Origin of the sequence: Arthrobacter sunyaminii, from assembly GCF_018866305.1 — a bacterium.
In the GTDB taxonomy this organism is placed as follows: domain Bacteria; phylum Actinomycetota; class Actinomycetes; order Actinomycetales; family Micrococcaceae; genus Arthrobacter_B; species Arthrobacter_B sunyaminii.
On sequence record NZ_CP076456.1, the window covers coordinates 2,480,991 to 2,504,749 of the forward strand.

General features: G+C 59.8%; 26 protein-coding genes and 2 pseudogenes. 12 read left to right on the forward strand and 16 right to left on the reverse strand.

Annotated features, from left to right (window positions below):
• Positions 1–297: 297 nt before the first annotated feature.
• The 3 genes from KG104_RS11085 to KG104_RS11095 form a co-directional block, all read right to left on the reverse strand.
• Positions 298–822, reverse strand: coding sequence for a DUF2812 domain-containing protein (locus KG104_RS11085; protein ID WP_207347042.1), 525 nt, complete (start codon positions 820–822; stop codon positions 298–300).
• The gene (locus KG104_RS11090; protein WP_104161255.1) at positions 819–1,142 is read right to left on the reverse strand and encodes a PadR family transcriptional regulator; all 324 of its coding nucleotides are present in this window, start codon (positions 1,140–1,142) and stop codon (positions 819–821) included. Before KG104_RS11090 ends, KG104_RS11085 begins: the two co-directional genes overlap by 4 nt.
• Before the next feature lie 589 nt (positions 1,143–1,731).
• A complete protein-coding gene (locus KG104_RS11095; protein WP_104161256.1) occupies positions 1,732–2,082 on the reverse strand; it encodes a VOC family protein in 351 nt (116 codons plus the stop codon).
• Positions 2,083–2,371: 289 nt separating this feature from the next.
• Between KG104_RS11095 and KG104_RS11100 the strand changes: the two genes are divergently transcribed.
• Together KG104_RS11100 and KG104_RS11105 are read left to right on the forward strand one after the other, a co-directional pair.
• Complete coding sequence (locus tag KG104_RS11100) at positions 2,372–2,803, forward strand: nucleoside/nucleotide kinase family protein (protein ID WP_237686889.1); 432 nt, start codon at positions 2,372–2,374, stop codon at positions 2,801–2,803.
• Positions 2,804–2,971: 168 nt separating this feature from the next.
• Positions 2,972–3,517, forward strand: a complete 546-nt coding sequence (locus KG104_RS11105; RefSeq protein WP_207347043.1) for a GNAT family N-acetyltransferase — start codon at positions 2,972–2,974, stop codon at positions 3,515–3,517.
• Between the two features lie 72 nt (positions 3,518–3,589).
• On the opposite strand, the gene KG104_RS11110 is transcribed toward KG104_RS11105, so the two are convergent.
• Positions 3,590–3,931, reverse strand: coding sequence for a hypothetical protein (locus tag KG104_RS11110; protein ID WP_146067233.1), 342 nt, complete (start codon positions 3,929–3,931; stop codon positions 3,590–3,592).
• 431 nt (positions 3,932–4,362) lie between these two features.
• Here KG104_RS11110 and KG104_RS11115 point away from each other — a divergent pair, with 431 nt between their 5' ends.
• Complete coding sequence (locus tag KG104_RS11115) at positions 4,363–5,169, forward strand: DUF4839 domain-containing protein (protein ID WP_207347044.1); 807 nt, start codon at positions 4,363–4,365, stop codon at positions 5,167–5,169.
• 215 nt (positions 5,170–5,384) lie between these two features.
• Complete coding sequence (locus tag KG104_RS11120; RefSeq protein WP_237686890.1) at positions 5,385–6,428, forward strand: GNAT family N-acetyltransferase; 1,044 nt, start codon at positions 5,385–5,387, stop codon at positions 6,426–6,428.
• A gap of 391 nt (positions 6,429–6,819) precedes the next feature.
• Here the strand turns inward: KG104_RS11120 and KG104_RS11125 are convergent, their stop codons facing one another.
• Positions 6,820–7,386, reverse strand: a complete 567-nt coding sequence (locus KG104_RS11125) for a TetR/AcrR family transcriptional regulator (protein WP_104161260.1) — start codon at positions 7,384–7,386, stop codon at positions 6,820–6,822.
• A 53-nt stretch (positions 7,387–7,439) separates the two neighbouring features.
• Between KG104_RS11125 and KG104_RS11130 the strand changes: the two genes are divergently transcribed.
• Positions 7,440–8,156: a DUF998 domain-containing protein gene (locus KG104_RS11130; RefSeq protein ID WP_181032297.1), complete on the forward strand. Its 717-nt coding sequence runs from the start codon at positions 7,440–7,442 to the stop codon at positions 8,154–8,156.
• A 361-nt stretch (positions 8,157–8,517) separates the two neighbouring features.
• On the opposite strand, the gene KG104_RS18105 is transcribed toward KG104_RS11130, so the two are convergent.
• The 4 genes and pseudogenes from KG104_RS18105 to KG104_RS11150 form a co-directional block, all read right to left on the reverse strand.
• Positions 8,518–8,991 carry a UDP-N-acetylglucosamine--N-acetylmuramyl-(pentapeptide) pyrophosphoryl-undecaprenol N-acetylglucosamine transferase gene (locus KG104_RS18105; RefSeq protein WP_258060081.1) on the reverse strand — a complete coding sequence of 158 codons (474 nt, stop codon included), beginning with the start codon at positions 8,989–8,991 and terminating at the stop codon, positions 8,518–8,520.
• Positions 8,992–9,090: 99 nt separating this feature from the next.
• A pseudogene (locus KG104_RS18110) lies at positions 9,091–9,549 on the reverse strand (UDP-N-acetylglucosamine--N-acetylmuramyl-(pentapeptide) pyrophosphoryl-undecaprenol N-acetylglucosamine transferase); the annotation flags it as partial.
• Positions 9,542–10,204 (reverse strand): D-Ala-D-Ala dipeptidase VanX, encoded by a 663-nt coding sequence (gene vanX / locus KG104_RS11145; protein WP_104161262.1) that lies wholly within the window; start codon positions 10,202–10,204, stop codon positions 9,542–9,544. The gene vanX and the pseudogene KG104_RS18110, both read right to left, overlap by 8 nt.
• Positions 10,201–11,101 (reverse strand): annotated as a pseudogene (locus KG104_RS11150) (ATP-grasp domain-containing protein); the annotation flags it as partial. The pseudogene KG104_RS11150 and the gene vanX, both read right to left, overlap by 4 nt.
• Between KG104_RS11150 and KG104_RS11160 the strand changes: the two are divergent.
• Positions 11,085–11,420, forward strand: coding sequence for a GNAT family N-acetyltransferase (locus tag KG104_RS11160; RefSeq protein ID WP_181032332.1), 336 nt, complete (start codon positions 11,085–11,087; stop codon positions 11,418–11,420). The pseudogene KG104_RS11150 and the gene KG104_RS11160 overlap by 17 nt on opposite strands.
• A gap of 150 nt (positions 11,421–11,570) precedes the next feature.
• On the opposite strand, the gene KG104_RS18315 is transcribed toward KG104_RS11160, so the two are convergent.
• The 3 genes from KG104_RS18315 to KG104_RS11175 all read right to left on the reverse strand — a co-directional run bounded on the left by KG104_RS18315 (position 11,571) and on the right by KG104_RS11175 (position 13,946).
• Positions 11,571–12,134, reverse strand: coding sequence for a GNAT family N-acetyltransferase (locus KG104_RS18315; protein ID WP_207347047.1), 564 nt, complete (start codon positions 12,132–12,134; stop codon positions 11,571–11,573).
• A 466-nt stretch (positions 12,135–12,600) separates the two neighbouring features.
• Positions 12,601–12,765, reverse strand: coding sequence for a hypothetical protein (locus KG104_RS11170; protein WP_181034562.1), 165 nt, complete (start codon positions 12,763–12,765; stop codon positions 12,601–12,603).
• 290 nt (positions 12,766–13,055) lie between these two features.
• On the reverse strand, positions 13,056–13,946 hold the full coding sequence (locus tag KG104_RS11175) for a LysR family transcriptional regulator (protein WP_207347048.1): 891 nt from the start codon (positions 13,944–13,946) through the stop codon (positions 13,056–13,058).
• An 89-nt stretch (positions 13,947–14,035) separates the two neighbouring features.
• Between KG104_RS11175 and KG104_RS11180 the strand changes: the two genes are divergently transcribed.
• The 3 genes from KG104_RS11180 to KG104_RS11190 all read left to right on the forward strand — a co-directional run bounded on the left by KG104_RS11180 (position 14,036) and on the right by KG104_RS11190 (position 16,524).
• The gene (locus tag KG104_RS11180; RefSeq protein ID WP_207347049.1) at positions 14,036–14,878 is read left to right on the forward strand and encodes an alpha/beta hydrolase; all 843 of its coding nucleotides are present in this window, start codon (positions 14,036–14,038) and stop codon (positions 14,876–14,878) included.
• Positions 14,875–15,249: an LLM class flavin-dependent oxidoreductase gene (locus KG104_RS11185; RefSeq protein ID WP_207347050.1), complete on the forward strand. Its 375-nt coding sequence runs from the start codon at positions 14,875–14,877 to the stop codon at positions 15,247–15,249. The genes KG104_RS11180 and KG104_RS11185 overlap by 4 nt, the downstream gene beginning before the upstream one ends.
• Positions 15,250–16,242: 993 nt before the next feature.
• Positions 16,243–16,524 (forward strand): PLD nuclease N-terminal domain-containing protein, encoded by a 282-nt coding sequence (locus KG104_RS11190; RefSeq protein WP_207347051.1) that lies wholly within the window; start codon positions 16,243–16,245, stop codon positions 16,522–16,524.
• Positions 16,525–16,710: 186 nt separating this feature from the next.
• Here the strand turns inward: KG104_RS11190 and KG104_RS11195 are convergent, their stop codons facing one another.
• From KG104_RS11195 to KG104_RS11205, 3 genes are all read right to left on the reverse strand, one after another.
• Positions 16,711–17,622, reverse strand: coding sequence for a toll/interleukin-1 receptor domain-containing protein (locus KG104_RS11195; RefSeq protein WP_207347052.1), 912 nt, complete (start codon positions 17,620–17,622; stop codon positions 16,711–16,713).
• A gap of 289 nt (positions 17,623–17,911) precedes the next feature.
• Positions 17,912–18,217 (reverse strand): hypothetical protein, encoded by a 306-nt coding sequence (locus tag KG104_RS11200; RefSeq protein WP_207347053.1) that lies wholly within the window; start codon positions 18,215–18,217, stop codon positions 17,912–17,914.
• A 534-nt stretch (positions 18,218–18,751) separates the two neighbouring features.
• Entirely contained in the window at positions 18,752–19,312 is a 561-nt protein-coding gene (locus KG104_RS11205; RefSeq protein ID WP_207347054.1) for a tetratricopeptide repeat protein, read from the reverse strand.
• A 121-nt stretch (positions 19,313–19,433) separates the two neighbouring features.
• Between KG104_RS11205 and KG104_RS11210 the strand changes: the two genes are divergently transcribed.
• From KG104_RS11210 to nhaA, 3 genes are all read left to right on the forward strand, one after another.
• Positions 19,434–19,685: a hypothetical protein gene (locus KG104_RS11210; RefSeq protein WP_207347055.1), complete on the forward strand. Its 252-nt coding sequence runs from the start codon at positions 19,434–19,436 to the stop codon at positions 19,683–19,685.
• Positions 19,686–20,403: 718 nt separating this feature from the next.
• Entirely contained in the window at positions 20,404–20,571 is a 168-nt protein-coding gene (locus tag KG104_RS11215) for a hypothetical protein (RefSeq protein WP_207347056.1), read from the forward strand.
• 83 nt (positions 20,572–20,654) lie between these two features.
• On the forward strand, positions 20,655–21,935 hold the full coding sequence (gene nhaA, locus KG104_RS11220) for a Na+/H+ antiporter NhaA (protein WP_207347057.1): 1,281 nt from the start codon (positions 20,655–20,657) through the stop codon (positions 21,933–21,935).
• 93 nt (positions 21,936–22,028) lie between these two features.
• Here the strand turns inward: nhaA and KG104_RS11225 are convergent, their stop codons facing one another.
• Complete coding sequence (locus tag KG104_RS11225) at positions 22,029–23,552, reverse strand: SulP family inorganic anion transporter (protein ID WP_237686892.1); 1,524 nt, start codon at positions 23,550–23,552, stop codon at positions 22,029–22,031.
• Between the last annotated feature and the right edge of the window lie 207 nt (positions 23,553–23,759).

Below are 23,759 nucleotides of genomic sequence, written 5' to 3' on the forward strand. Positions count from 1 at the left end.
GTCGTGCCTGGATGATCCGTGTGCGGCTCATCCCCGGCTTCCTCCCGCTGGACCTGCCACGGCTGCGAGCAGTGTCCAATCCTTCCTTGGTGCGCTCAACGATCAATAAGCGGGACGGGGCCCTGCGGTGTAGGTCGCCGCGCTGTCCGCGGAAAGGCTCAGCAGCACAGCATGAACCAGACACTACCGAGCCCCGGTCGAAACTGACAATTGTCGGTCAGAGCCGTGTCAGTCGGTCAGAGCCGTCACAACAGCCCGTTCCTCAGTCGAGCGGAATGATCAATCGAACCTGGGTGATCAGCTCGAGTGATTCAGCTTGTTGAGATTATGCCAGTACCCGACCAGAGGAATGACGGTGTAGACGACGGGCAATATAAACACCGCCAACAGAACCAGTTCTGCCCATTCATTCCACGATGCCGCACGGATTCCCAGACCGAAGAGCAGGAAGGCAATCAGGGTGATCGCACTGTAGCGAAGGTAGCGATCTCGATTTCGGGTAAGTTCGTCTCGCCGTGACTCGAAGCCCGTGTGAACCGGCGCCGTTCCCGGCACTGCCTTGAAAATGTGCGCGTCTCCCAGCGAGAGGACGGGTGCCCAGCCAGCCGCTTGGAAGATGTCGAAGTAGTCCGGCGACGGACTGCTTTCATAGGCTAGGTCGAAGACAGCCTCTTCGGGAGCTCCGTCGACGAAGCTCCATCCGTGACCCAGCTTCGCTACACCGTTCAGGTGTTTTCCCTGCAGTGCCATTTCCGCGAACATAGCCAGGTCCTTTTCGGGACTGAAGGCCAGGCCACTGCCCATCCTGCTGGTGGTGGTCAAGCTTCCTCCATGATGTGGTCGGCCATGGCCAGCAACTGGCGACGGCGTTGGATGTTGCGGACCAGGACCTCGTGGCCCTTCGCATTAAGGTGATAGACGCGCCGAGAATCATCGCCATCGAGTTCCTCGATGAGGCCAGCCCCGACGAGCTTTTTGAGCGTCGTGTAAAGCGAGGCGGGCCCGAGCGTGATGGCCCCCCTACTCTCCTGCTCAAGGAACTGCATCACGGCATAGCCATGACGCGGCTTGACCAGGGCGAGCAGGACGTGCAGCGCAGCGTCAGCGAGATCTCCGCTCTCAAAACCCGAGCTACGAGCCATGCCCGCACAATGGCAGAGTATCAATCAACGATGTATCCATGATTGATATATAAGCACAGAAGTTCGGCGGAGGCCAAAACGAAGACCACATCGTTTCCGTCCGCACATCATCGTGCGCCCGTAACGGTCGTCTTCCTGGCGATGTGAATGGGCCGACCGGCTTGAGGCGCGCGGTCACGTCACATACGACTGCGGTATTCCACTCAATGGCCGCAGGGCAGAACAGACAGCGGCGGTTGACTCCCATAGATTCGCTGCACGCAGCCGGGTCCCGCTACCGTCCTGACTGTTCAGCGACTTGGCCCAGATCCCTGGCATCCACGTCCGGCCGTCGCATCACAGACGAGGTATAGGACGAGTCATCACTGAACGACTAATCACCGATGACGAGCCGAAGCTGAAAGCGTTCTAGGAATCGCTCGGCTAAACCCAGACCGAGGAGTTCCAAGGAGGACCGGCCCGAGCCTTCATCAGGTTCGACTGAATACATACATCCGCTAAAGATTCACCTTGTGCCGTTACCAGCCGAGGCACGAAGTGGGGTTGCGGTGTCTGATGCGATGACCGACGCGGACCGGGCCTATAGCACTCAGACGTGCTCGGCTACGTCGAACTCGTTGCCCTGAGGGTCAGCGAGCGTGACCCACCGAAAGCTTTCGTCGCCCCGGCGCTCAATGAGGGTGGCCCCGGCAGTGAGCAAGCGATCGACCTCGGCGTCGAGGTCGGGAGCAGCCAGATCGAGATGGATGCTGTTTTTTGCGACGGACTGGTCGTCAACCTTCTGGAAAGCCAGCATCACTGGCAGCCCACCGCCCTCGAGGACCACGAACCAACCCCCGTTGGTTTGGGTGATCTCCGCATTGGTCTGCTCGGCCCACCAGCGAGCGAGCGGTTCGGCGTCTGTGGTGTTGATGGTGACCATGTCTAATTTGAGTGTCATGATGTCACCCTATTGGCGCCAAGGTTCAAAGGGAATGAGACCGTGTGAGAGCAAGAGCACGTCCATGCGTTCCGATAGAGGAAGCCATCTCACCGAGCAGCCTTTGAGACGTCTATCCCCCGCCGTGAGGCGGAGCCGTAACGCGACAGTATGCATGGGGATTGAATAGCAGGCACGAGGGCGCAAGACTCGGCAGCACACTTGACATGCCTAAACGTTGCGCCCGTAGGCCGATCCTAGATCGGACGGTCCTTGCATTTGCGAGGCATCGGATAGAACAGTTAGGCGAATGCGCTCCCACGTCCGTTTCATCAGCGGCCGTTCCGGCGTCGGCAAGTCCACCGCTGCATTGGCCCTGCACGAACAACTCATTGGACACGACATCCAGCACGCCGTCATCGAGGGCGATTACCTCGACCTAGCCCATCCCGCACCACACGTGGCATTTCCCGCTGACAGCCTCGCCGAGCAGAACCTGGCCGCGATGTGGACCGCCTACCGATCACTGGGTTACCACCGACTCATCTACACCAATACGGCGGCCGTCCTCACACTGTCCAGCTTGGTGGCAGCTCTGGGTGATGATGATCCACTCGTCACGGCGGTTCTGCTGCGCAGCAGCGACGAATACGCTTGTCCACGGTTGGAGCGCCGAAATCACGGAGCAATCGACCCCGCTCTGCTCGGTCATAGTACCTTTATGGCGAACCTGCTCGATTAGGAAGCTCCGGCCTCCGTGCACCGGATCGGTACCGGCCAGCTCCAACCGTCAGAGGTGGCGGCCCAGCTGATTGCTCTCACTAATTGGGCGTAACTCCGTCTCTCGCCACGACGCCCTGGGGATCCGTGTGCGGACAGGTTGTCGGATTGGTACTGGCACACTACGAGGATGATCAGAACCTTGAACTTGCCAGTCACCCTGAGTGCTAAGGGCCGGGATTTCACTCTGCGGAGAGCTTCCGAAGATGATCTCGAAGCACTCATGCTTCTACTCGCCGATGATCCGATTAGCGCGGGTAGAGGTGACAAGGCTTTGAACTCTGATGCTCCCGCATACCTTTCTGCTCTGACGGCGATCATCGAAGATCTATCCAACGAGATCATCGTTGTCGTCGACGATGAGGACGAGCTTCTGGCGACCATGCAGCTGACCCGTATTCCTGGAATGGCAAGACGCGGTGCAACTCGGCTTCTTGTCGAGGCAGTTCGAGTGCGAAGTGACAGCAGATCAACCGGGGTGGGATCCGCGATGATGTACTGGGTTACCGGCACAGCAGCACCCATGATCGAGGCTGATCTCGTGCAGCTCACCTCTGATGAGGCACGGCACGACGCGCACCGCTTTTATGAACGCCTGGGATTTGTTGGGTCGCATCGCGGATTCAAGTACAAAGTGGGGGGAGGTCGCGTCCACACTAACGGGGCGCATCTATAAACTCGCCCGCCCCTTGATCCAGTAAAAGCGGGCGGATGTCGCTGAGGACTTGAACACGACACCCTTGCTCCTTCAAATTTCGGAGCGTTCCAAGTGCATCGGGATACATTGGCCGGTTTCCGGCCACTCGTCAGCGTGCCGTAAGACCTCTGCAAGTTCCTGATCCAGCCCTGCCCGTTGGAAATACAGTGACTCTGCTTCGTAGTACCTACTGGCGCTTGTATCGGAACCAACTTGCGCGGCGACTACCTCAGGATCCTTCTCCCAACGTCGCACAGATTCACACACACCATCTATCCCGTGAACATTTATACGACCGAGCTTTTCAAAGGATAAGGTCAAACGCTCTTCATGACTGGGGTCGTGCACCAATGTGCCGCTCCAATCGAAAATCACAACGTCAAAGTTTGGCATATTTGAAGCCTACTTGCTGGGGGATTTTTCCCATTCCTTAAATCCAGAAGGAGTCAGGGCAGTGTCGGATAGCCGGGTCCCCACTGTGGAACCTCCTGCGGACAGGGTTCGCCGGCTGAGAAGCCGGGTCTGTGCATGGGCGGCGGCAGCACATGTTCCGTCGTAATTTTCCGTATTTTAAGTTCAGTTGGTTCACGAGCGTTTGAAAACCCAAGCCAAGCCCACGATCTCAGGGTCTACGACACTCCGCATAACGTGGCCAGAGGAAAACACGCCCATCGGATCGAGTTATTGTTAGCTAATGTCGCTGGGCCACAAGTCTCGGATAAGGTGTTCGGCGTAGTCATGGGATATATATTGAGCAAGCGCCACGACGGCGGGCGTCGCTCGGCGCGCCGAGCAAGAATCGAATTCTCGAGGGGTCTTCTGAAATGGTCAAACGCTTTCTTACCGGCACGCTCACGGTGGCACTGCTGGTACTGACATCAGCCTGCGGGAATTCGACTGACCCGGCCAATATGCTTAACATGCCTTCGTCGTCAAAAGAATTCGAAGGCAACGGCTACGAAGAGGTAGTCGATGATCTAACAAAGGCCGGCTTCACCAACGTCGAGCCGAAAGCACTGGACGACTTGATCACTGGTTGGATAACCAAAGAGGGTTCGGTGGAAACGATTTCCGTTAACGGGGACTCTATTTTCACTACAGACGACAATTTCCCCAAGGATGCGGAAATAGTCATTTCGTATCACTCGTTCAAGGCAGATCCTGACAAGCCTTCAGAGTCCGCGACTGCGACTGCCTCCGAGACGAGTTCCGTTTCTGTCGAACCGCCCTCCAGCCAAGACGCAGAAATGGAATCTCTGACAGTAGCAAATAACAGCGATCTTGCAGCACTTCTATCTACTGGTGATCCCTTCGACCTGGGCAAAGAGTTTGTCGAAAAATATGAGGGCAGAACCATTGAGTTCGATGGAAACATAGCCAAAATGGGGAATCATGGCACGTACAAGACAAGATATGATATCTTGATTTATGCCGGTGATTTCAACGATTCTCGTGGTCCCTCTTTTCAGTTCAACGACGTCAACATAGTCTCTGACCTAAATCTCACCGGCTCAAGGATCCCTGACACTATCCGTGAAGGCGACAACCTCCATATCATTGCAAAAGTCGCCGACTACAACACTGGCGGAGACCTGCTACTCCTTGACCCGATTTCCACGGAAATACGCTGACCGTCTTTTTAGCGAGTATCGAGAACACTACAAGACGCCGGCTGCGAGCTGAGGCCCGCTTCCGCCAGAATTTGGACCTAGTGTTTTGTTGCCTGGGCATAACCGCCCCGAAATCGTCGTTCTGTGTGGACTTCTGTGACTGTCCCGTAAGCCGGTCCCTCACTGGACGTGCTCGCCCGCAAACACCTAAGTATAGGTGGGTTCCACCTTTCCATATGATTGGTGCACGGATTGATCAAAGGCATTCCAGTTGTGCTCCTGTTTCACCTTTCCACGTTAGGTTGGCACGTGTGATTATTCACCGTTTAGATCTTGCCGATAACCAAGCACTGGCAGACGCGTATGAGGTTGAGCGTGCAGCGAACCTCAAGTCGCGGCCTGATTGGGTAGGTCGGGGTTTAGATGCCCGCATCCTCGGGTGGCGTGCTGAGGACGGTTGGGGCAAGCGCCTCCTTGGGGCATGGGACGGCTCGACGTTGCAGGGGTTTGTTGCGGGCATGACCTCCGAAGACGAACCGGAGACGACGTGGATTTTCATCTGGGTGCACCCGGAGTACCAGGACAACGGCATCGGTAGTGCCCTGATAGTTGCCGCTGAAGCTGACTCCCCGTCAACAACCACACGGTTCGTCACCAGTGCTTACCGGCCGACAGTGGAGAATATCGCTGCCCTTGCGAAGCGGTTCCTCAACCCGCTCGGCTACACGGTCGCGACGACCGAGACGGTCGTCGAGTTGGACCTTCAAGCCGCGGATCTGCCTCCGATTCCAGCAGTAGAGGGCTACACCATCTCCACACACCTCAATGGGGTGCCCGTCCGATACCGCGAGCAGGTAGGTCAGATCAAAGGTCTGGTGGACGCGGAAGCTCCCAGTGGTCAACTCGGATGGAGCGAGACTGCCGTGTCGCCAGCAGAATACGCGAGTGAGATCGACAGGTGGGTCGCACAGGGATCAGCGGCAGTGGAGTCAATTGCGGTGACCGAGAACGACGACGTGGCGGCCTGGACTTGCCTCGTAAACGCTGCGACCGATGAGCGGCCGGCGGACATCGAGGGGACCCTCGTCCTTCGGGAACATCGCGGCCACGGATTGGGAGCTGCGGTGAAACTGGCATCGCTGTACGAGGCGAAGAAGCTCGGAGCAGTAAGCCGCGTGAGGACAAGCAGCGACGACCAGAACACATGGATGCGATCTATCAATACCGATCTTGGGTTCAAGCCCGTGGAATCAGAAGCCATCTTTCATAAGACCCGATAACCCGACCCGGTCAGCTGGTGTCCCGCAGAATGATGGGCTTTCGCTACGCCAAGGTGCTGCGTCTCGGAGTACGGTCGGTAGATGCGAGCAGAACTCATTGATCCACGGGATCAGACCACGCAGGTCGATGATCCGACCTACAGGGTGTACTTCTGGGCGAACGACGGCGGGAACAAGGAAGAGTGGGAACTGTCAGGAGCAGACCTTCACGAGGTGCTCACTTGGATACCCACCCGCGCCAGAGGCCGATCGCACAGCCTCTGGGCAAGCACACGATCTCCGGGCGAAGTTTGCCTTATCCGCTTGCAAGGAATCGATTTAGACACGGACGCCGATTCTTGGCCCTCCTGGGCTCACCAAACATATAGCTAGGCGCACGCTGACCCATCCTTTAGCGGGACCGAGGTTCGAGCCTGTTGAGGTATTGGTCGATGAGTCGCTGAGCCCGCTCGGATGTCATTCGGTCGGTCTCGGTTACCCTGGCAATGGCTAGGCCATCGAGCAGTGCCATGAGCATGGCGGTGTCATCCCGGGTGAGGTCTGGGTTCCATTGCCGGAGCAGAGTTGTCAGGCCTTCTTCCATAAGGCGCCAGGATTCCTGATGGGCGCTGGCAACTGCGCTGCTGGTTGTCGCCTTCGAGGCGTAGGACAACCAAATGACCGAAGCGGTCCGGGATTCGTCGTCCACTCCCCCGAGAATCCTGCACACTGCGTCCAGATTCTGCCGCGCTGATGCCTCCGGGTGCACTGCGGAGCCCACCCGCTCGATGAAGTTCCTGGAGACCTCGTTCATGGCCGCCATGATCAAATCGTCTTTCGTCTTATGGTGATGCTGTACGGCACCTATCGAGAGGCCGGCGGCTGCAGCGACGTTGCGGATCGTCACCTCTTCAAGGCCCCGCTCAACCAGAATGTCCTGCACAGCCGTAAGAATGCGCTGCGCGCCCGCCGAAGTCATGGTTTGAGATTACTCCGAACCAAACCATACGTTCGTATTGTATGCTCGGGGGCATGACACGACTTCGTTGGGGCGCCGCGCTGTGGACTCTGTGCCTGCTGACCTTTCCGGCTCAGGTAATTGCGGCGGCGCAGTGGCCGAACCCGTACTCCTGGTCCTCAAATTTCATCAGCGATCTCGGCGTGACCGCTTGCAGGACGTTCGACGCCGGCACGCGCGTTGAGCGTTACATCTGCTCCCCCGGCCATCTGCTGGCCAACGGTTCCACGGTTGCCAACGGAGCATTAATGGCTGTCGGAGCCGTCCTTCTGTGGTCGGCCTGGCCTCGGCAGCGGACGGGGAAAACCGCGATGTCATTCGTCGCAGCGGGAGGTGTGCTTGTGATGCTGGTCGGTTTCCTAGCCTGGGATGTTTACCCGGAGGCTCATGACGCCGTGGCCCTTGCCCAGGCCCTGATGCAGTGGATCGGAATGGCCTTCCTCGTCTTCGCGCTTAAAGGCAGCACGGCAGCACGATGGGCGTCAGCCCTGACCTTGGCGAGTGTCACACTCTCGATAGCCGGCTTTGTCCTCTTCATCGATGCGATCAGCGGTGGGCCATCGATTTCACTGGGCCTTGGCATTACCGAGCGCCTCGCCTTCGATACCCTCACCGTATGGGGCGCCGTGCTGGGTGTGATCCTACTGATGACGACACTCGGACACCGGAGCACCAGCTCAAACCAAGAAGCGATTCTTGGTTCCGCGCCGACAACGTCCCCGGGTGCATAAGCCGACGATAAATCGGGTCTCCACCGGCTCCTCGAGCGGTGGAAAGACGGTTACGACGGCGCGAACACGAAGAGCGCATCCTCTCTCCTATCAGCCTCTTCGGGGTTGGACTGCCATCAATGAGGTCAAGGCCATGGGGGTGACTGTACGACTTCTGCGGCACACCGCCGTCGGACCGGCTGAAGGACACCTCCCATCCCCACTATGGCCTGGGGCTGTTCAAGACCAGCTTCAACAAGACGGTGACGGATTATGTTGGCTGCTGGGACCTGCCGGTCGGCCCGGTGCGATACAAGGTATGGGTGCTGGCGGGAGAGCGGATCTTTCGGCAGCTCTATACCCGGTGGACCGGTAAGCAGTTCTACTCAGAGTCCAGCTTCACGTCCGGCACCGGCCGGCGGTTACGGGCGACCGCCAGCCAGTGCCGGGCGATGACGACGTCGGCGTCCGGCCTGGCCATCCTCAGCGCGGCAGCTGACATTCCCGCTCGCCGTGCCGGATCGAGCAGACACGGCAGCAGGGTCCTGGAGATCCATTCCACGCTGAGCTGCTCGTCGCTGACGAGCAGGCCGCCGCCGGCCCGCACAATAGCCTCCGCGTTGAGGTGTTGCTCGCCCCCGCGCAGCGGCAACGGAACGTATAGTGCCGGCAGCCCCACTGCCGACAATTCGGCACACGTCATCGCTCCGGATCGGCAGAGAACAAAGTCCGCCGCAGCGTAGGCCAGTTCCATATGTTCAACGAAAGGCAGCTGCCGGTACGCCGCCCCGGTGCCACCGCTGTCCGGGTCACTAATGCCCGCGAGGGATTCATCGGCACAGGCTCGGTGGCGCATCCGGGTGCGGTCGAGGTGGGCAATTTCCGGTCGGAGCGGAATGCCGACCGGCACGCCGTGTGCGAGGCCGACTCCGGCCGATGCGGTAAGCACGTTGGCCGTGAGCCGCGCACCGACCCTGTTCGTGATTCCCGGACGGGCATTGGCTTCGTGCACCACAATCCTCACCTTCTGTTTCCGGGCGGCCAGGTAGGCAGGCAGCGCAACGTAGCCGCCAAAACCGACGACAACGTCGGCCTGCACTTCGGCGAGCACTTTCTCCGCCGCACGGACCGCTGTTCACAGCCGGACCGGCACCCTGAGCAGCTCACTGTTGATCTGCCGCGGCAGGGGCACGGGCGGAATCAACTCAAGCGGGTATCCACGTCCCGGGATCAGCCGGGTGTCCAGGCCTCGGACTGTGCCCAGGGCGGTGATCACTGCATCCGGCTCGAGCCGGCGCAGCGCGTCGGCGACGGACAGCGCGGGCTCAATGTGGCCGGCGGAATGGCCGCCGGCCACTACTATCGAAACACTCATCGACAATCCCTTTTCTTTGGCGGAACGTTCCCTATGCATTCTGGAAGACAAGGTCCCTGGCCGTTGCGGCGTCTGATGGAAGCGGATCCGTAACGGGAAAATCGAAATAAGTGTCCGGATAGGGTTCGTTCTTCAGGGTGTAATGCCACCACTCAGAATCGTAGGAACTGAAACCGCAGGCCTCCATGAGCGAACGCAGCGTGTGGCGGTTGCCGGTCTCGGCCCGGGTGATGCCGGGCGCTCCGTGATGCGAAATTTCATCCATCAAGTCGTGGCCGCCGCCCATGGGAACGAGGTCACCGGTAACCAGGTCATACAGGGTCAAATCGACGGTGCTGCCCCGGCTGTGGCCGGACTTGGAGGCTACGTATCCTCTTTCGAACATTTCCGCTCGGGAAATATTTGGATAGTGGCGGCGTTTAGTTGCGCCGTCCTCTGGTTGTTTCGCCCAGTGCAGGAACGAATCCACGGCGCGCTGCGGGCGGTAGCCGTCCCACAGCAGCAACCCGAAACCGCGGGATGCAGCCCGTTGCCGCACGCTTTCCAGCGCTGAGCACAAAGCCCTGGTCCCGACAATCCGGTTGGCCAGATATCCCTCCACCGGTTTGCCGGTGAAGTTGTCCGATGTGGCGTATTTGGCATCCCAGCGGACTCCTGGAACACACTCATCAACGAAAACGAAGTCACCCTTCATCGTTTTTCCCCTGCCAAGGCCGACGAAATGACCCGGTCAATGACTTCGGTCAGCGGCGGTCCTGCCGCCGCCATCATTCGCGGATAGCGACTGAATGAGGTCATCCCCGGCAAGGTGTTGACCTCGTTGAGAACCACGCTTCCGTCCTCCTTAAGGAACAGGTCCACGCGTGCCAGCCCGGTGCATCCCAGCGCTCGGTATACGGCCTTTGCGGTCGCCTGGACCAGTGCACGGGATTCCGGCGTGATGTCTGCGGGAACAATAGCCTTTGAATTGTCCGAACCGCGTTCAGGCTCAGTTTCTTGGTGGATCCTGAAGAACCCGTGGGACAGGGCAATCCGATCCACCTCGCCGGCCGTCAAGTCCATTTTGCCACCCAGGATGGCACATCCCACTTCGCTGCCGACGACGGACTCTTCGATGAGGACCTTCGAGTCATACTGCCGCGCTGTTTCCACAGCGCTGAGCAGTTCTTCCTTATCCGACACCTTGCTGACTCCGAAGGAGGAGCCCGAACGGGCCGGCTTCACAAAGACGGGGTAGGTAAACCGGTCCGGATCAATGCTGCTTTGCGGTAGGACAACCCAGAAACCGGGCGTGGCAATCCCTGCACTTCCGGCCACGGCGTAGGACGTCACATCCCACATAAGGGATGCCGGTGAGTTCCAGCAAACCCTGCATCGCGCCGTCCTCACCCTGCCTGCCGTGCAGGACGGGAAACACCACGTCCACATCAATGGACTCGTACTTCCCCTGGTCCAAAACAAGCAGTCCCCGGTGACTTCGATCCGGGGACAATACAACAGCCTTGCCATTGCCTTTCTCCCAGTCGGTATCCGGGCCGTCGCAAGACTTCCACTCGCCGCTCCGGGTAATTCCGATGAAGAACGGTTCGAAGTATCCACCGTTTACCGAGCAGTGCATACCAGAGGTCTCCGATCTCAACGTGCTCCAGCGGTACCGCAGGTTAGGGGTCGCGACGAACTTACTGGATTATCTCGAGCGCATAGCGGCGCGACGCTCGCCCACGGTCGGCCTCGGCGTCGGGCTGTATGCGGACTACGGAGCGGCCCAGCGAATCTATGTACGCCGCGGCTACCTGCCGGACGGGCGCGGCGTGATGTATGCAAACCAGCCGGTCTCAGCCGGTCGAACCGTGGCTCTGGACGACAACACGACCCTGATGTTCACCAAACAGCTCGATCTTGATCGGTAATGAAGAGCTGCCCCTCGGCGTCTTGGGTCGAATGAGGATCCCTCCGTGCGGACCGGTGTTGCGCAGGGCGTACTTAGCGCAGCACCCATGGCAGCAGGCTGACGGTGGCACAAGGTCCCTTGTGCGCTCATTCCCTTCGCGCAGGGAAGGCTAAGCCATCCAGGGAAGTCTTTGGTGCAAGGCATGCAGGGTCACGGTCCCGCCATAGATGGGAGAGGCTCCAAGCTCCAAAAAACCCCATCGTCTATACATCTCTCGCAGTTGGGGGGCTTGCCCAAAAACGCCTAAGACGGCAGCGTGTTCGGTTCGACTCGAGAGAAGTTCGCGGATGCACTGTTTGGCTATCCCGCAACCTCGAAAGCTTTCGTTGACAGCTAGTTCCTGGACGATGACGGTCCTCGATGGCATGATTGCCGCGTCTCGCGCTGGAAGCATTGCGTCTAGTCGTCGCTGCCAGGAGATGTCTTGGTCAAGCCTTTGAGATAGCGCAAAGCCGACCACTTGCTTGTCGTGGCTCGCCACGACGAGTCGCCCACCAGGACTAGCAAGTTGGTCGGGCCCCCATTGAGTGATGCTTTGCAGGTCGCTTGGTGATTCGTTGTAAGGAGGCGCCGCGAAGCTCGAGACGAAGAGATCCGCGATCTCACCCCAGATTTCGTCCGGGGCAACATTCTCGAACCGGACGTAAGTAACTTTGCGATCGACCCCTGTCATAGTGGCTCAGACTACCTCCTGCAACCCCCGGAGCGGGCAGGCAAATAGACGGTACGTTAGCCGATCCATAAGCGGTCATCCGGAGTCTAGGCGTTTAGGAGCACAGTCGTTTGGGTTCCAGCATGCGTGAATCCCGCGCGGAGGGCCGTGCGGATGGAAGCGGTATTGTCCGTCCTGGCACGCCACTGCGGGACGAGGCCCAATTCCATGGCATGAACCAGGGCAATCGAAACGGCCGTGGCAGCATGTCCCTGCCGCCGCTGACCACGTGCGGTGAGAACACCCATATGCGCCAAGCTGGCTCCCCAGGTGTCATATCCACATCCCTCAGGGCGAAACCCAAAGCGTGCGTCGCGAACCTGGAACACCAGTCGCAGCTTCGTCAGCTTGTATTGAATCCCTCGCGCGATGAAGGGTGCATCGAGAGGCGCAACCGTGGGGGTGCACGGCTTTGTATTCGAAATACCTACGTGGCAGGAGGCGTGCTCTGGTTCTTGTCGGAATCGTAAGACCGCAGCCCGTGCTTCACCCCGAGGCGGACGATCAGGTACAGGATAAAACCAACGACCGCCGGCACCACGACCCACATGATGAAGAGGACGATGAAGAAACCGAATCCATCTACACGCATAGCTACCCCACGATTCATAAGCGATTAGTCCCTCGAGCGTAATGCTACGGACCGCACGCCCGTGTGAAGCCGCAGACAACGACCGGATCCTCGGGGTCTCGTTCAGCACAACGGTGATTTGAAGGCGCCTGACGCATGAGGCGATCCTCATCTGGACACTCGCCTGGCCGTCGACGGGGGCGCGGCCCATAAACGATGGTGGTCTCAACCGATCAACGCACCATGCGGTTAGAGCGTAGGGCCGGGGATGAGGCGCGCTGGAGTCCACTGGTGCACGTAGCGGCGAGACTTCACCTGGTTGCCACGCGGTCTGCAGCCTCGGCGAGGAGCCTCGTGCGGGCGGCAGTTGCGTGGCTCAATGCGCGTTCGGCCAGTGGCGAGAACGAGCCGCTCCACTGTGCCCAGATCTGACGGTCGGGGATCGAGGGTTGTAGGCGGTGGATGGTGATCCCAGCGGATGGGGAGATTGATAGTGCTGGGAGGATCGCACACCCCGCTCCTGCCTCGACCATGGCGGTGAGTGCGTGGTTGTCGGCAGTTCTGAACACGATCTCGGTTGCGATGTCCGCGTCGGCCAGGGCGCGCTCCACTCGAGCCTGGTCGCAGATGGGGGGCAGGGCGACCATGCGTCGTCCCCTGAGCCGGTCGAGCTCGATCGTGCCGGCGGGGAAGGTTCCCAGGGGAGCGAGCAGCAGGTGCTCGTCAGCGACGATACGCCGCCCGTGGTCAGGCCGTTGGGGTGGAGAGTCGAAGAAGCACAGGTCGGTGGAGGTGAGATCGGGGCGGGGCCCTTCCGACTCGACGATGGTGATGGTCGCATGGGGGCTCTCCTCGGTGAGGGAGCGGACGAGTGCGGGCAGGAGCATGGTCGTGACTGCTTGGAACGTTCCGATCGTCAATCGCCCTGTGCCCTCGCGGTGATCGATCACTGCCTGTTCTGCCGTATCGAGCTCGTGGAGGACGCGACGGGCGTGGTGCTCCATTACTCGTCCGAGCGAGGTCAGTCGTGATCGCGAGGGCCCGGCGTTGCGGTCGAAGAGCAGTCCTCCCGCGTCGCGCTCGAGCGTGCGAATCTGTTGGCTGATCGTCGACTGCGCGTAACCCAGTACGTCTGCTGCCCCGCCGAAGGTGCCGTGATCGACGAACGCCGCCAACGCTCGGAGCCCCGAGGTGCTCAGCATGTGCCCCTCCTTTACAATCGGTTCCAGCGATGATCATGGTCATAGAACATCGCTTTTGCGAAGCGTCGCTGACTCGTACTGTAGCCTCTGTGACGACCTCAAGCAGTGCCCTCCTGTCCGTCGGCGACATCGATCTGTGCGTCGAGACGTCTGGCGATCCGCGAGATCCGCCCGTGCTGCTGATCGCCGGGATGTCGGCGTCGATGCTGTGGTGGCCTGTCGCCGTCTGCGAGGCGATCGCCGCGGCCGGCTTCTTCGTGATCCGCTTCGATCAGCGCGACACTGGCGTATCGACGAGCTTTCCGGTTGGGCGCCCTGGTTACTCGACCGCGAATCTTGCCGCCGATGCGCTCGGCATCTGCGACTCGCTCAGGTTGGATTCCGTGCACGTGGTCGGGCACTCATTGGGCTCGGGGATCGCGACGATCCTGGCTCTCGACCATCCCGAGCGTGTGCGATCGCTGACCCTCATGGGAGCGTCCACCGGTGCGGCCGACCTTCCGCCGGCGATCGGTCGTGGTCCGGAGCTGCCGGATGGAGTGGCTTCACGGTCTGCCGCCATCGAGTACCTTCTCGAGGACACTCGCGCCTGCGACGGCCTCTCTCCTCGATTCGACGAGGATCGAATCCGCAAGTTCCTCGTCAGTGACGTCGACCGAGCCGTCGACATCGCTGCGACGATCTCCAATCCCCCTGGGATGCGGTTTGTCAGCCCTGAAGGCGGTGACATGACCGCGATCGCGCACCCAACTCTCGTGGTGCATGGCGAGCTGGACTCCCTCTTCCCCCTCGCTCATGGCGAGGCAGTCGCGCACGCTATCCCGGGTGCTTCGCTCGTGGTGCTGCCCGGAGCTGGGCACACCTTGCTCACCGCGGACACCTGGGACTTCACGCCGCCCGTGATCGGTCACCTGCGCGCCGCCGAACGATGAGCGAGGCGATCTGGATGCCGCTTTTCGACGATCTCGCTGACCCTGGAATCGTGGCGGACTTGGCTGCTCGTGCCGAGGCTGCGTCGTGGGACGGGTTCTTCGTCTGGGACCACATTCGCTGGCAGGACGCCGGCCGGAGGGTCGGTGACGCTTGGGTGACGCTCGCGGCAATCGCTCGGTCGACCGACAGCATCCGCATCGGTCCTATGGTCGTGCCGCTGCCCAGATACAGACCAGCTGCACTTGTGCGCCAGACAATCAGCCTCGATCACTTGAGCAAGGGACGCCTGATCGTCGGCGCCGGACTCGGCGACGACCGCTTCGGCGGCGAGTACAGCAGGTTCGGTGAGGATGCGCTACCGGGACGGTAGATGCAGCTGGCTGCGATAGTTCTCGAGCGCCTCGATTATGGGGCCTATGATGTCTGGGAACTTGTCGGCTTCCCCACTCTCTGTGGCACCGCGACTAAGCGCGGCAAGTTGCTCGACCAGAGCCGACTTCACGTCGGGGCGCTCCACATTATCGGGAAGACCAAACGCGAGGACGTCAAAGTCTCGCTCTTGATAGTGAGGGACCGACGCCCGCACTCGTCCGTGATCAGGGTTGTCGCTCATCAGGTGTAGGTGTGCCCGGAGCTCAGGGTCGAAACCGGTGGCCCCAACGTATGCAACCGTTCCATCAGCGGCATCAACCCAAACATAGAGCCAGGAGCCGCCTGGGCGGACACTTCCTTGGCGCACTGCTATAACTCGGTATTCAACGGGCTGCATCGGTCGAGGTTAAAGCCTCGACGTTATCTCGAGCAAGTTCTCCGTTAGCCGATCCTTACCCGCGACATTTACTGACTTCCGCTCAGAAAGTGTCCTGGGTGGGATAACTAAGGTGGATCTCCATGAAGATGCGCCCGTGTCTCCCGTTCTAAGGTGGCTGCGCGCCCGATCAAAGCCCAGAAGCTCCCAACAAGGACGATCGCAGGCAGACTTAGAACTAGCGATAAGGAATAGAGAATTTCTAGATTCGCGGACTCCGCGCTCGAAGGCGCGTCAAGCCTACCCTGAGCTGTCACCAGGACGACCCACGCGATGACGGCAAGACCCACCATCCACATGTATCGCACCCAAGCTCGCATATCGGGTTCCCTCCAGAGAACGAGGAGCCCGACGACTAGAACGCCGACTGGCAAAGCGGCGAATCCTACGATGAACCAGATGAGTTCCATTGAATTCATAGTTCACCATAACTACACCGGGTCTACAGGCGACGGTTCTGCTAGTGTCCGCAAGCCGTCCCCTGGGAAACTCGAGATCAGCGCTAGGTTGGAGATGGCGTCCGTATCTCGCGGGCCCAAACAAAGGGGGACTGTAGTGCTGGTATGGACAGCAGCCGAAGGTGCAAATCCGATCGTGCCCACTCAGTGGGAGTTCACCGTTCTCGGGCTTGGCGTGCTTGCATTGCTCCTCTTCGTAGCGGCTGTCATCGGTATTGCGCGCTCCCACCATCTCACCGGCCCTGCACAGGCGCTCTGGGTACTCGTGGTGCTTGCCTTCCCCGTGATCGGTTCGCTTCTCTGGTTCCTCATTGGTCGCCGGGCTAACACCGCCTCAAGCCGCGACACCGGTCGCAACCCGGCGAAAAGTGCCATGTAAAGCCTTGCTGCCCCACCTTGCTAAGGGATCCTTTACAGCGCCACTCAGCGAGGACTGGAATGATAGATGTCCCGCTCACGGATTGGCGGCTACTCGAGGAAGTACCCCTGCTCTGGGTGAGGAGGTAGGTGCATGCGTCGCCGTCTCCAGCTAATCCAGTGTTCGGCTAAGCATCAGCCCGTCGGATCAGCTCGCGAGCAGGATCTCGTACCGGAACTTGACCGAAGGACGCCGGTACTGATCGCCGTCCTCGGTTGGGGTCACATCGAGAAGGTCAATCCAACACAATGCGCCGTGCTCACTCAGAAGAAGCACGGCGTCTCCCGGTCTAGCGTCGACTACCCGGCCAGGGATCAAGTAGTCCTCGGCGGCGCCACTGAAGGGTCGTCCACCACGACTTATCCCGACTGCTTTCACCGGGTCCGAATAGACGGCGACAACGTCCCCACTCCGCTCGGACGCCATGAACCCGAAGCAGTACTCTCCATGACCGAGCACGTAGGTTTCCCCGGGTGCCCATTCGTAGTCGAAGAGGATCTCCCCGGTCGGTGCAGGACTATACCAGTTGCCCGGATTGCGCAGCGTATCGATCTTTTCAAGTCTGCGCGCGCGAGCCCGGAGCATGGCGACGGTGGTCTCGCTATCGCGGCGGCCAGGAAGTCCCTCAATCCACCGCCAGAGCTCCTCCACTTGCGCGCTGCCGGGGAACCAACCCTGAGCGGGATCGGCGTTGAAATCGAAACCGCGGGGTTTCTCCTCGGCGAGCCATTTGGGAAGCGTCGTCTTCGGATTCCCCTTGAAGAGAATGCCAAGCCATCCCTGCGGCTTCGCGGCGAAGACAGACGACAGCCAGCGTGTCTCGACTCCTACCCCAGACGTAGGACTATTATCGGCACGCTCCACGTAGTTCTCGTCAACAACCAGAAGGACGCGGTCTGAGTCTGTGGCAAGTCGCATGAAGCCGTTGAGGCTATCCGAGTAGTTAACGTCCGCGTCGATAAGGACTTCGTAGCCCACGGCCTTGAGATGCACAGCGAGAAGATTCACCCACTCCCGATGGGCGTTGGACGTCCAAGCATATGAGATAAACAGCTTCACAAATTGCTCCACAGATAATAGGCGACACGGTCCTCACCTGGACTATATGACACTAGATCCGGCGGCACTGTCGCGCAGTCGCGGCGCTTGAACGTGCGTGTACCAAAGCGGGATGCGATCGCTCCAGAATCTCGGCACTCGGGCATCGGCACACGCGGTCAGCCTGCTGTGTAGCGCCCTGGTGCGTGGACTCGATAGCGGATCTTGCGACTAATCAACGTGCTCATGATGGGCCAGCAGCGTCGTAGCGAAGAGGATCGTTCTACGGGAACATCTGGTGTCGGGGCCGCTACTCGTCGTATTCCACGTCAGCGAAGGCTTTGACCTCTGATCGAAGTTGCTCGGCGATACTGGCACCCTCAGCCTTCCAAGCCCGTTCCTTGGCGCGTGAACTCCAACCGTTTTCATAAATGCTCTCGGCATCCCAAACGTCATACCAGGCGCGAAGTCGGTCAGTTAGGGTTTCTGACAGCCCGAAGTCTGCCGGCTCCATTCTGTATTTGCTCGGGTGGCCGGGAACGTTGTTCTCCCAAAGTGGCCACCGGTGCCCGTAGTCAGGAAACAGGCGGATGACTCGACGGGCGGGGTCTGACATGACCAAATACTAGCCCCAAGCGGGCATCCTAATGCCGGCCTTTCCGGTCTTGATCGGACTACCTTTAAGCCGATCCCTCTGCGGACCGACGCAGCATCCGATGATCCACCAGATTGTGGGCGAGTGAGCCTTCACACGGAACGGCTGACATGATGAGCTGCATCTGCATCTACATCGACTCTGGGGGCAAGCATGATCAGGAAACCGGTAGCGGTCTCATTTCTCTTTCTACCGGTGAGTATCACGCTCATGATCAGTGGTGGGATTGCCCTTTGGAACGCGGGTGTTGTTGCAGATGAGAATGATCTGGTCGACAACTTCCATCCTTCCCTGTGGTCCATATTCGGAGTTGGACTCATCGGCTTGCTGATCAGCCTCCCCTGGTTCCTGGGGACAGTTGCCAACGCACAGAGGCCGAGTAGGACGCGGTGAGGGACCGTTTGTAGCGATGCATGGGAAGGCTGCTGCTAGTCAACTACCGCTGCTACAGCTGGGGCGCCTCTGCAAAACGGCCGTCTATTGAGATGAGCTCGATCAGGACATGAGCGCTTTGGTAGTTTCAAGTGCTTGAAGAGTGGACTCAATCTGGTCCATTGGGCTCTTAAGTTCCTGTCTGATCGCCAGTGCTTTGTGGAAACAAGCTAGGGCATCAATAAAACGGCCCTGATCGAAGTACATCTTGCCAATGTGCTGCTGTGCGAAAGCGACCATGGTCAGAGCCGCATTCGATGCCTTGTTCTTGTTTGCCTCTGTCTCTGCAGAGGTAAGGGCTGCTAGAAATAAGACTTCTGCCTCGCTGTAGCGCTCCATCCAGTGCAGGACGTGTGCGAGGCGCAGGGAAGCGGCTACAGCTCCGAAAGGAAGTGGTTGCATCACCTGATGTGCTCCAGTTGCGCCTTCACGCGTGATTAGCGTCGACCATCCCAGTGCTTCGGCCTCTACCAATCGGCCCGCAATCCTTAACCAGCTAATACGCTCGGCGTCGCCGGATTCACCTACTGATTCGAGCTGCGCAATTTTCCTTTCCGCTGCCTCGTCATCGTTACATATCTCCCGAAGGGTGGCCGGGTGTATCGAATAATGTGCCTGGTTCACAGAGTCCTTCGCTGGTCCGGTACGCATGAATTCTTTTCGGGTGCAGCCTACTCCTGATCCTCCGTCCCACGTATGCGGATCCCTCCCTGCGGTACAAACTGAGTCAGAGGTGGTCAGGCACTTGCAAGCCGCCGATCATATCGACGAGATCTTCGAGAGGTCCGTAGCACTTCTCCAATTCAGGCAGGTGCTAGAACGTGCTGGTGGTCTCGAGGTTGTTCATGTCGTCATTCGACGCATGCAGGATCGTCCTCTTACCTTGAACGATCGCTATACCAAGCTCAACATGCGTACTCTTCCCGCCTGGAAGCAGGATGACGACCACGTCGGCGCTCAGTACTGCATCTTTTTCCTGCTGCCCGATGGAGCGTAGGTCAGCGAGAGTGACTGGATTCCCATCGTCTGTGCTCCATGGTCACAGTGCCATATGTCGCTGCAACAATCGAGCCATTTATCGTTGTGACTGACATGGTCGAGATTCTCATGACAGGGAGTGGCTGAGGAGTCCCGCGCAGGAGGATCCGTTGCTGTGCGTAAGTGGATGACAACTACATAGGATTTGTGAATGGGCCGTAGACAGCAGCACAGCGTGGAAGTCATCCGAGACGAAATAATCGCCGCAGCAGCGGAGCTACGTGCTGTGGCCCGGGCAGAGCAGGACAAGCAACGAATAGAAGTTGCCGACTGGCTCGACGAGCAATTTATCGATATCGCGGACCCAGGCGTTCTGCTTGAGGCAACGCGATATGCTCTCACCTTGTACCAAGGCGGGATGGGGTCGTTCCAAGATGTCGGCACCGCGGCATCGGCGCACGCGGTCAGTCGGCTGCGTAACGCTCTGGTGCGTGGGCTCGATAGCGAAGTTAGCAACTCGTCAACGTGCTCATGATGGGTCGGTAGCGTTGTGGTGAAGGATCGGCTTGTGCGACCAGAAGCCGGCCATAGGGCTCCACCAACCAAGCCATCCTCCCCTGCAACTGACGACGCGCACCGGATCGTTGCACTCACACAGCTCTATGAATGGGGCCCTCACAATTACATGCGACCACGCCGGGTGGTTGTGCGCCGTGTCCGCTGGGTAGTGTGAGTCTATGACTACCTTCCGCCTCCTGATGCCGCGTGCCCTTGCACGTGTGCTGGCGGCGTACCCGAATCGGTTGCTTCTGACCAAGCGGGCCAGCGGGACCAACGGATGGATGAGTTCCTGGGGCACCAACGCGCACGGGGAAACTGCCGGCTGCCCGCCGCCACGTCCCTGACCTGCGTTCGCTCTTCTCTCAATGGAAGGTGTGGATGCCTCCTGCCCGGCCCGGTCCCTTTCAGCGGAAGAACCTGATTTCTCATGCCACATTCCACTCCTGCCCTGACTCCAAACCAGCAACCACACTCCATCTGGCGGGGTGTGCATCAGACCCTGAGCAAAGACACCACCGGCGGTGCGCTCCTGCTGGCTGCAACGATCATCGCCCTGATCCTCGCTAACTCCCCTCTGGCGGACATCTATAACTCAGTCCGGGAGTTCTCCTTCGGCCCGGAATCCCTGCACCTGAACCTGAGCATTGGCGCCTGGGCCGCGGACGGCCTGCTGGCAGTGTTCTTCTTCGTTGTGGGACTTGAACTCAAGGAAGAGTTTGTAGCCGGCAAACTCAGGGATCCCCGCAGCGCTGTCGTGCCGATCGCCGCAGCCCTGGGCGGTGTCATCGTCCCGGCTCTTATCTTTGCTCTGATTAATCTGCGCGCAGGACCTGGTGCCCTGGACGGGTGGGCCATCCCGGCGGCAACGGACATCGCCTTTGCAGTGGCGGTTATAGCTGTCGTGGGCCGGAGTCTTCCTCCTGCCCTGCGGACGTTCCTGCTGACACTGGCCGTCGTCGATGACCTGCTTGCGATCACAATTATCGCCGTCTTCTACACCGCAGGCATCCAGATTCTGCCCCTGCTCCTGGCGCTCCTTCCCCTGGCCCTGTTCGCCGTCCTTGTTCAGCGAGGTGTGCGCCGCTGGTGGATACTCATTCCCCTGGGGATAGCCGTCTGGGCCCTGGTCCATGCCTCAGGGATACACGCAACGGTCGCCGGCGTGCTGCTCGGTTTCATGGTCCCGGTGATCGCAAAAGGCCCGGCCCAGGTACAGGTTGGAACGGATGCCAAGGGTGAACCACTTGTAGAGGGCCTGGCCGCCCACTTCGCTGACCGGTGGGCAGTGTTTTCAACCGCGGTTGCGGTACCGGTATTTGCCTTCTTCTCAGCCGGGGTTACGGTCGGAGGTTTCAGTGGACTGGCGGAGTCCCTGCAGAACAGCATCGCGCTTGGAATTATCGGTGGCCTTGTTCTTGGAAAAGCTATCGGTATTGCCGGCGCCACCTTCCTTCTTACTCGGCTGCCGGGTATCAGCATTGATGCCTCGCTGAAGTGGATCGATATTATCGGGCTGGCCTTTGTTGCCGGAATCGGGTTCACGGTGTCTCTTCTGGTTGGAGAGCTCTCCTACGATCCTGCCAGCAGTGCCTCCAACCATATGAAGGTGGGGGTCATCGTCGGCTCACTGATCTCCGCAGCCGTTGGAGCGGTCATCCTGTTCGTGCGGAACCGGCATTACAGCACTCTGGCAGGAACCGTGTCTTAACCGGGCGAGCAGGCCCCGGCCGCGCACCCGAGCGTGATGAGCTCCGTGCTGCTTCAGGATTGTGGCATCCACTGTCCTGCAGCGCCCCCGGTTCTAGTGACCGCCGCCGAGCTTTCCGGCCATGCGGGTGCGCATAAGCACGCTGGCATCGTTCAGCCCGGTGATCTCCACGTGCTTGCCCTGTCGACGGTATTTCTCCGTGATGGCGTCCAGCGCTGCGATGGTCGAGGCGTCCCAGAGATGTGAGGCGTGCATGTCGACGACGATTCTTTCCGGGTCGTGGGCGTACTCGAACTGCGTGTACAGGTCGTTGGAGGACGCGAAGAACAGTTCGCCGGTCACCGTGTAGGTAGCGATTTCCTTCCCGTCCCGGTTCTCGATCGTGCGGTCAACGCTCACGAAGTGAGCCACCCGGTTGGCGAAGAGCACCATTGCAGTGAGCACGCCGACCCCCACACCAATAGCAAGGTTGTGGGTGGCGACAGTAACCACGACTGTGGCCAGCATGACGATGGTTTCGCTCTTGGGCATCATCTTCAGGGTGGACGGGCGGATGCTGTGCCAGTCGAACGTGGCGATGGATACGAAGATCATCACGGCCACCAGGGCGGCCATCGGGATCAGGGCCACGACGTCGCCGAGCGCGACGACGAGAATCAGCAGGAACAGGCCGGCGAGGAAAGTGGAGATCCGGGTACGGGCGCCGGATGCCTTCACGTTGATCATCGTCTGGCCGATCATGGCGCAGCCGCCCATGCCGCCGAAGAACCCGGTGATGATGTTCGCTGTTCCCTGGCCCCAGGATTCGCGGGTTTTGTTGGAACGGGTGTCGGTGACGTCATCAACCAGTTTGGCGGTCATCAGCGATTCGAGCAGCCCGACGAAGGCCATGGCCAGCGCGAAGGGGAAGATGATGCCCAGCGTCTCCAGGGTCAGGGGTACATCGGGGAAGAACAAGGAGGGAAGCGATTCGGGGAGTTCCCCCTTGTCCCCCACCGTGGGGACGGCCACCGAGGCGAACACGGTAATGAGGGTCAGTACAACGATGGCCACCAGCGGTGCCGGCACTGCGTTGGTGAGTTTTGGCAGTCCGAAGACGATCAGCAGGCCAAGTGCGGTCAGTGGGTAGACGAGCCAGGGAACACCGAGCAGTTCGGGAACCTGGGACGTGAAAATCAGGATCCCCAGGGCGTTGACGAAGCCCACCATGACCGACCGCGGGATGAATCGCATCAGCTTCGCCACTCCGAGCACGCCCAGAATGATCTGGAAGATCCCGGCGAGGATGACGGCGGCGATGAAGTAATCGATGCCGTGGCTTTTCACCAGGGGTGCGATGACCAGGGCGATGGCTCCGGTAGCAGCGGAGATCATTGCGGGGCGTCCGCCTAGGAAAGCGATGGACACGGCCATGGTGAAGGAGGCGAACAGGCCGATCCGCGGGTCCACGCCGGCGATGATGGAGAAGGCAATGGCTTCGGGGATCAGGGCCAGCGCCACGACCAGGCCGGCCAGGACCTCGGTCTTGAGCAGGCGAGGGTTTTTCAGGGTGAGCAGCACGGACTGCCGTTCTTCGGGGGTCCGGGTCGGCGCGTGGCCGGCTGTTGCAGTAGCCAAGAGGCTCCGTTCACAGGTCAGGAAGGCAAGCATGGGCCTTCGGTTGTCATAAAAATCCGGGGAAGCGCGGCGCCGCGCTGAGGCCTTGGAGCGATCGCTTCGTCAAGACGAGGCAACTCTAACCTAACGTAAGGGTAGAGTCTAAATCCGCCGGGCAGTGGAAGGATTGGAACGTGACTGAACTTGAGACGCATTCCGGGAAAGCAA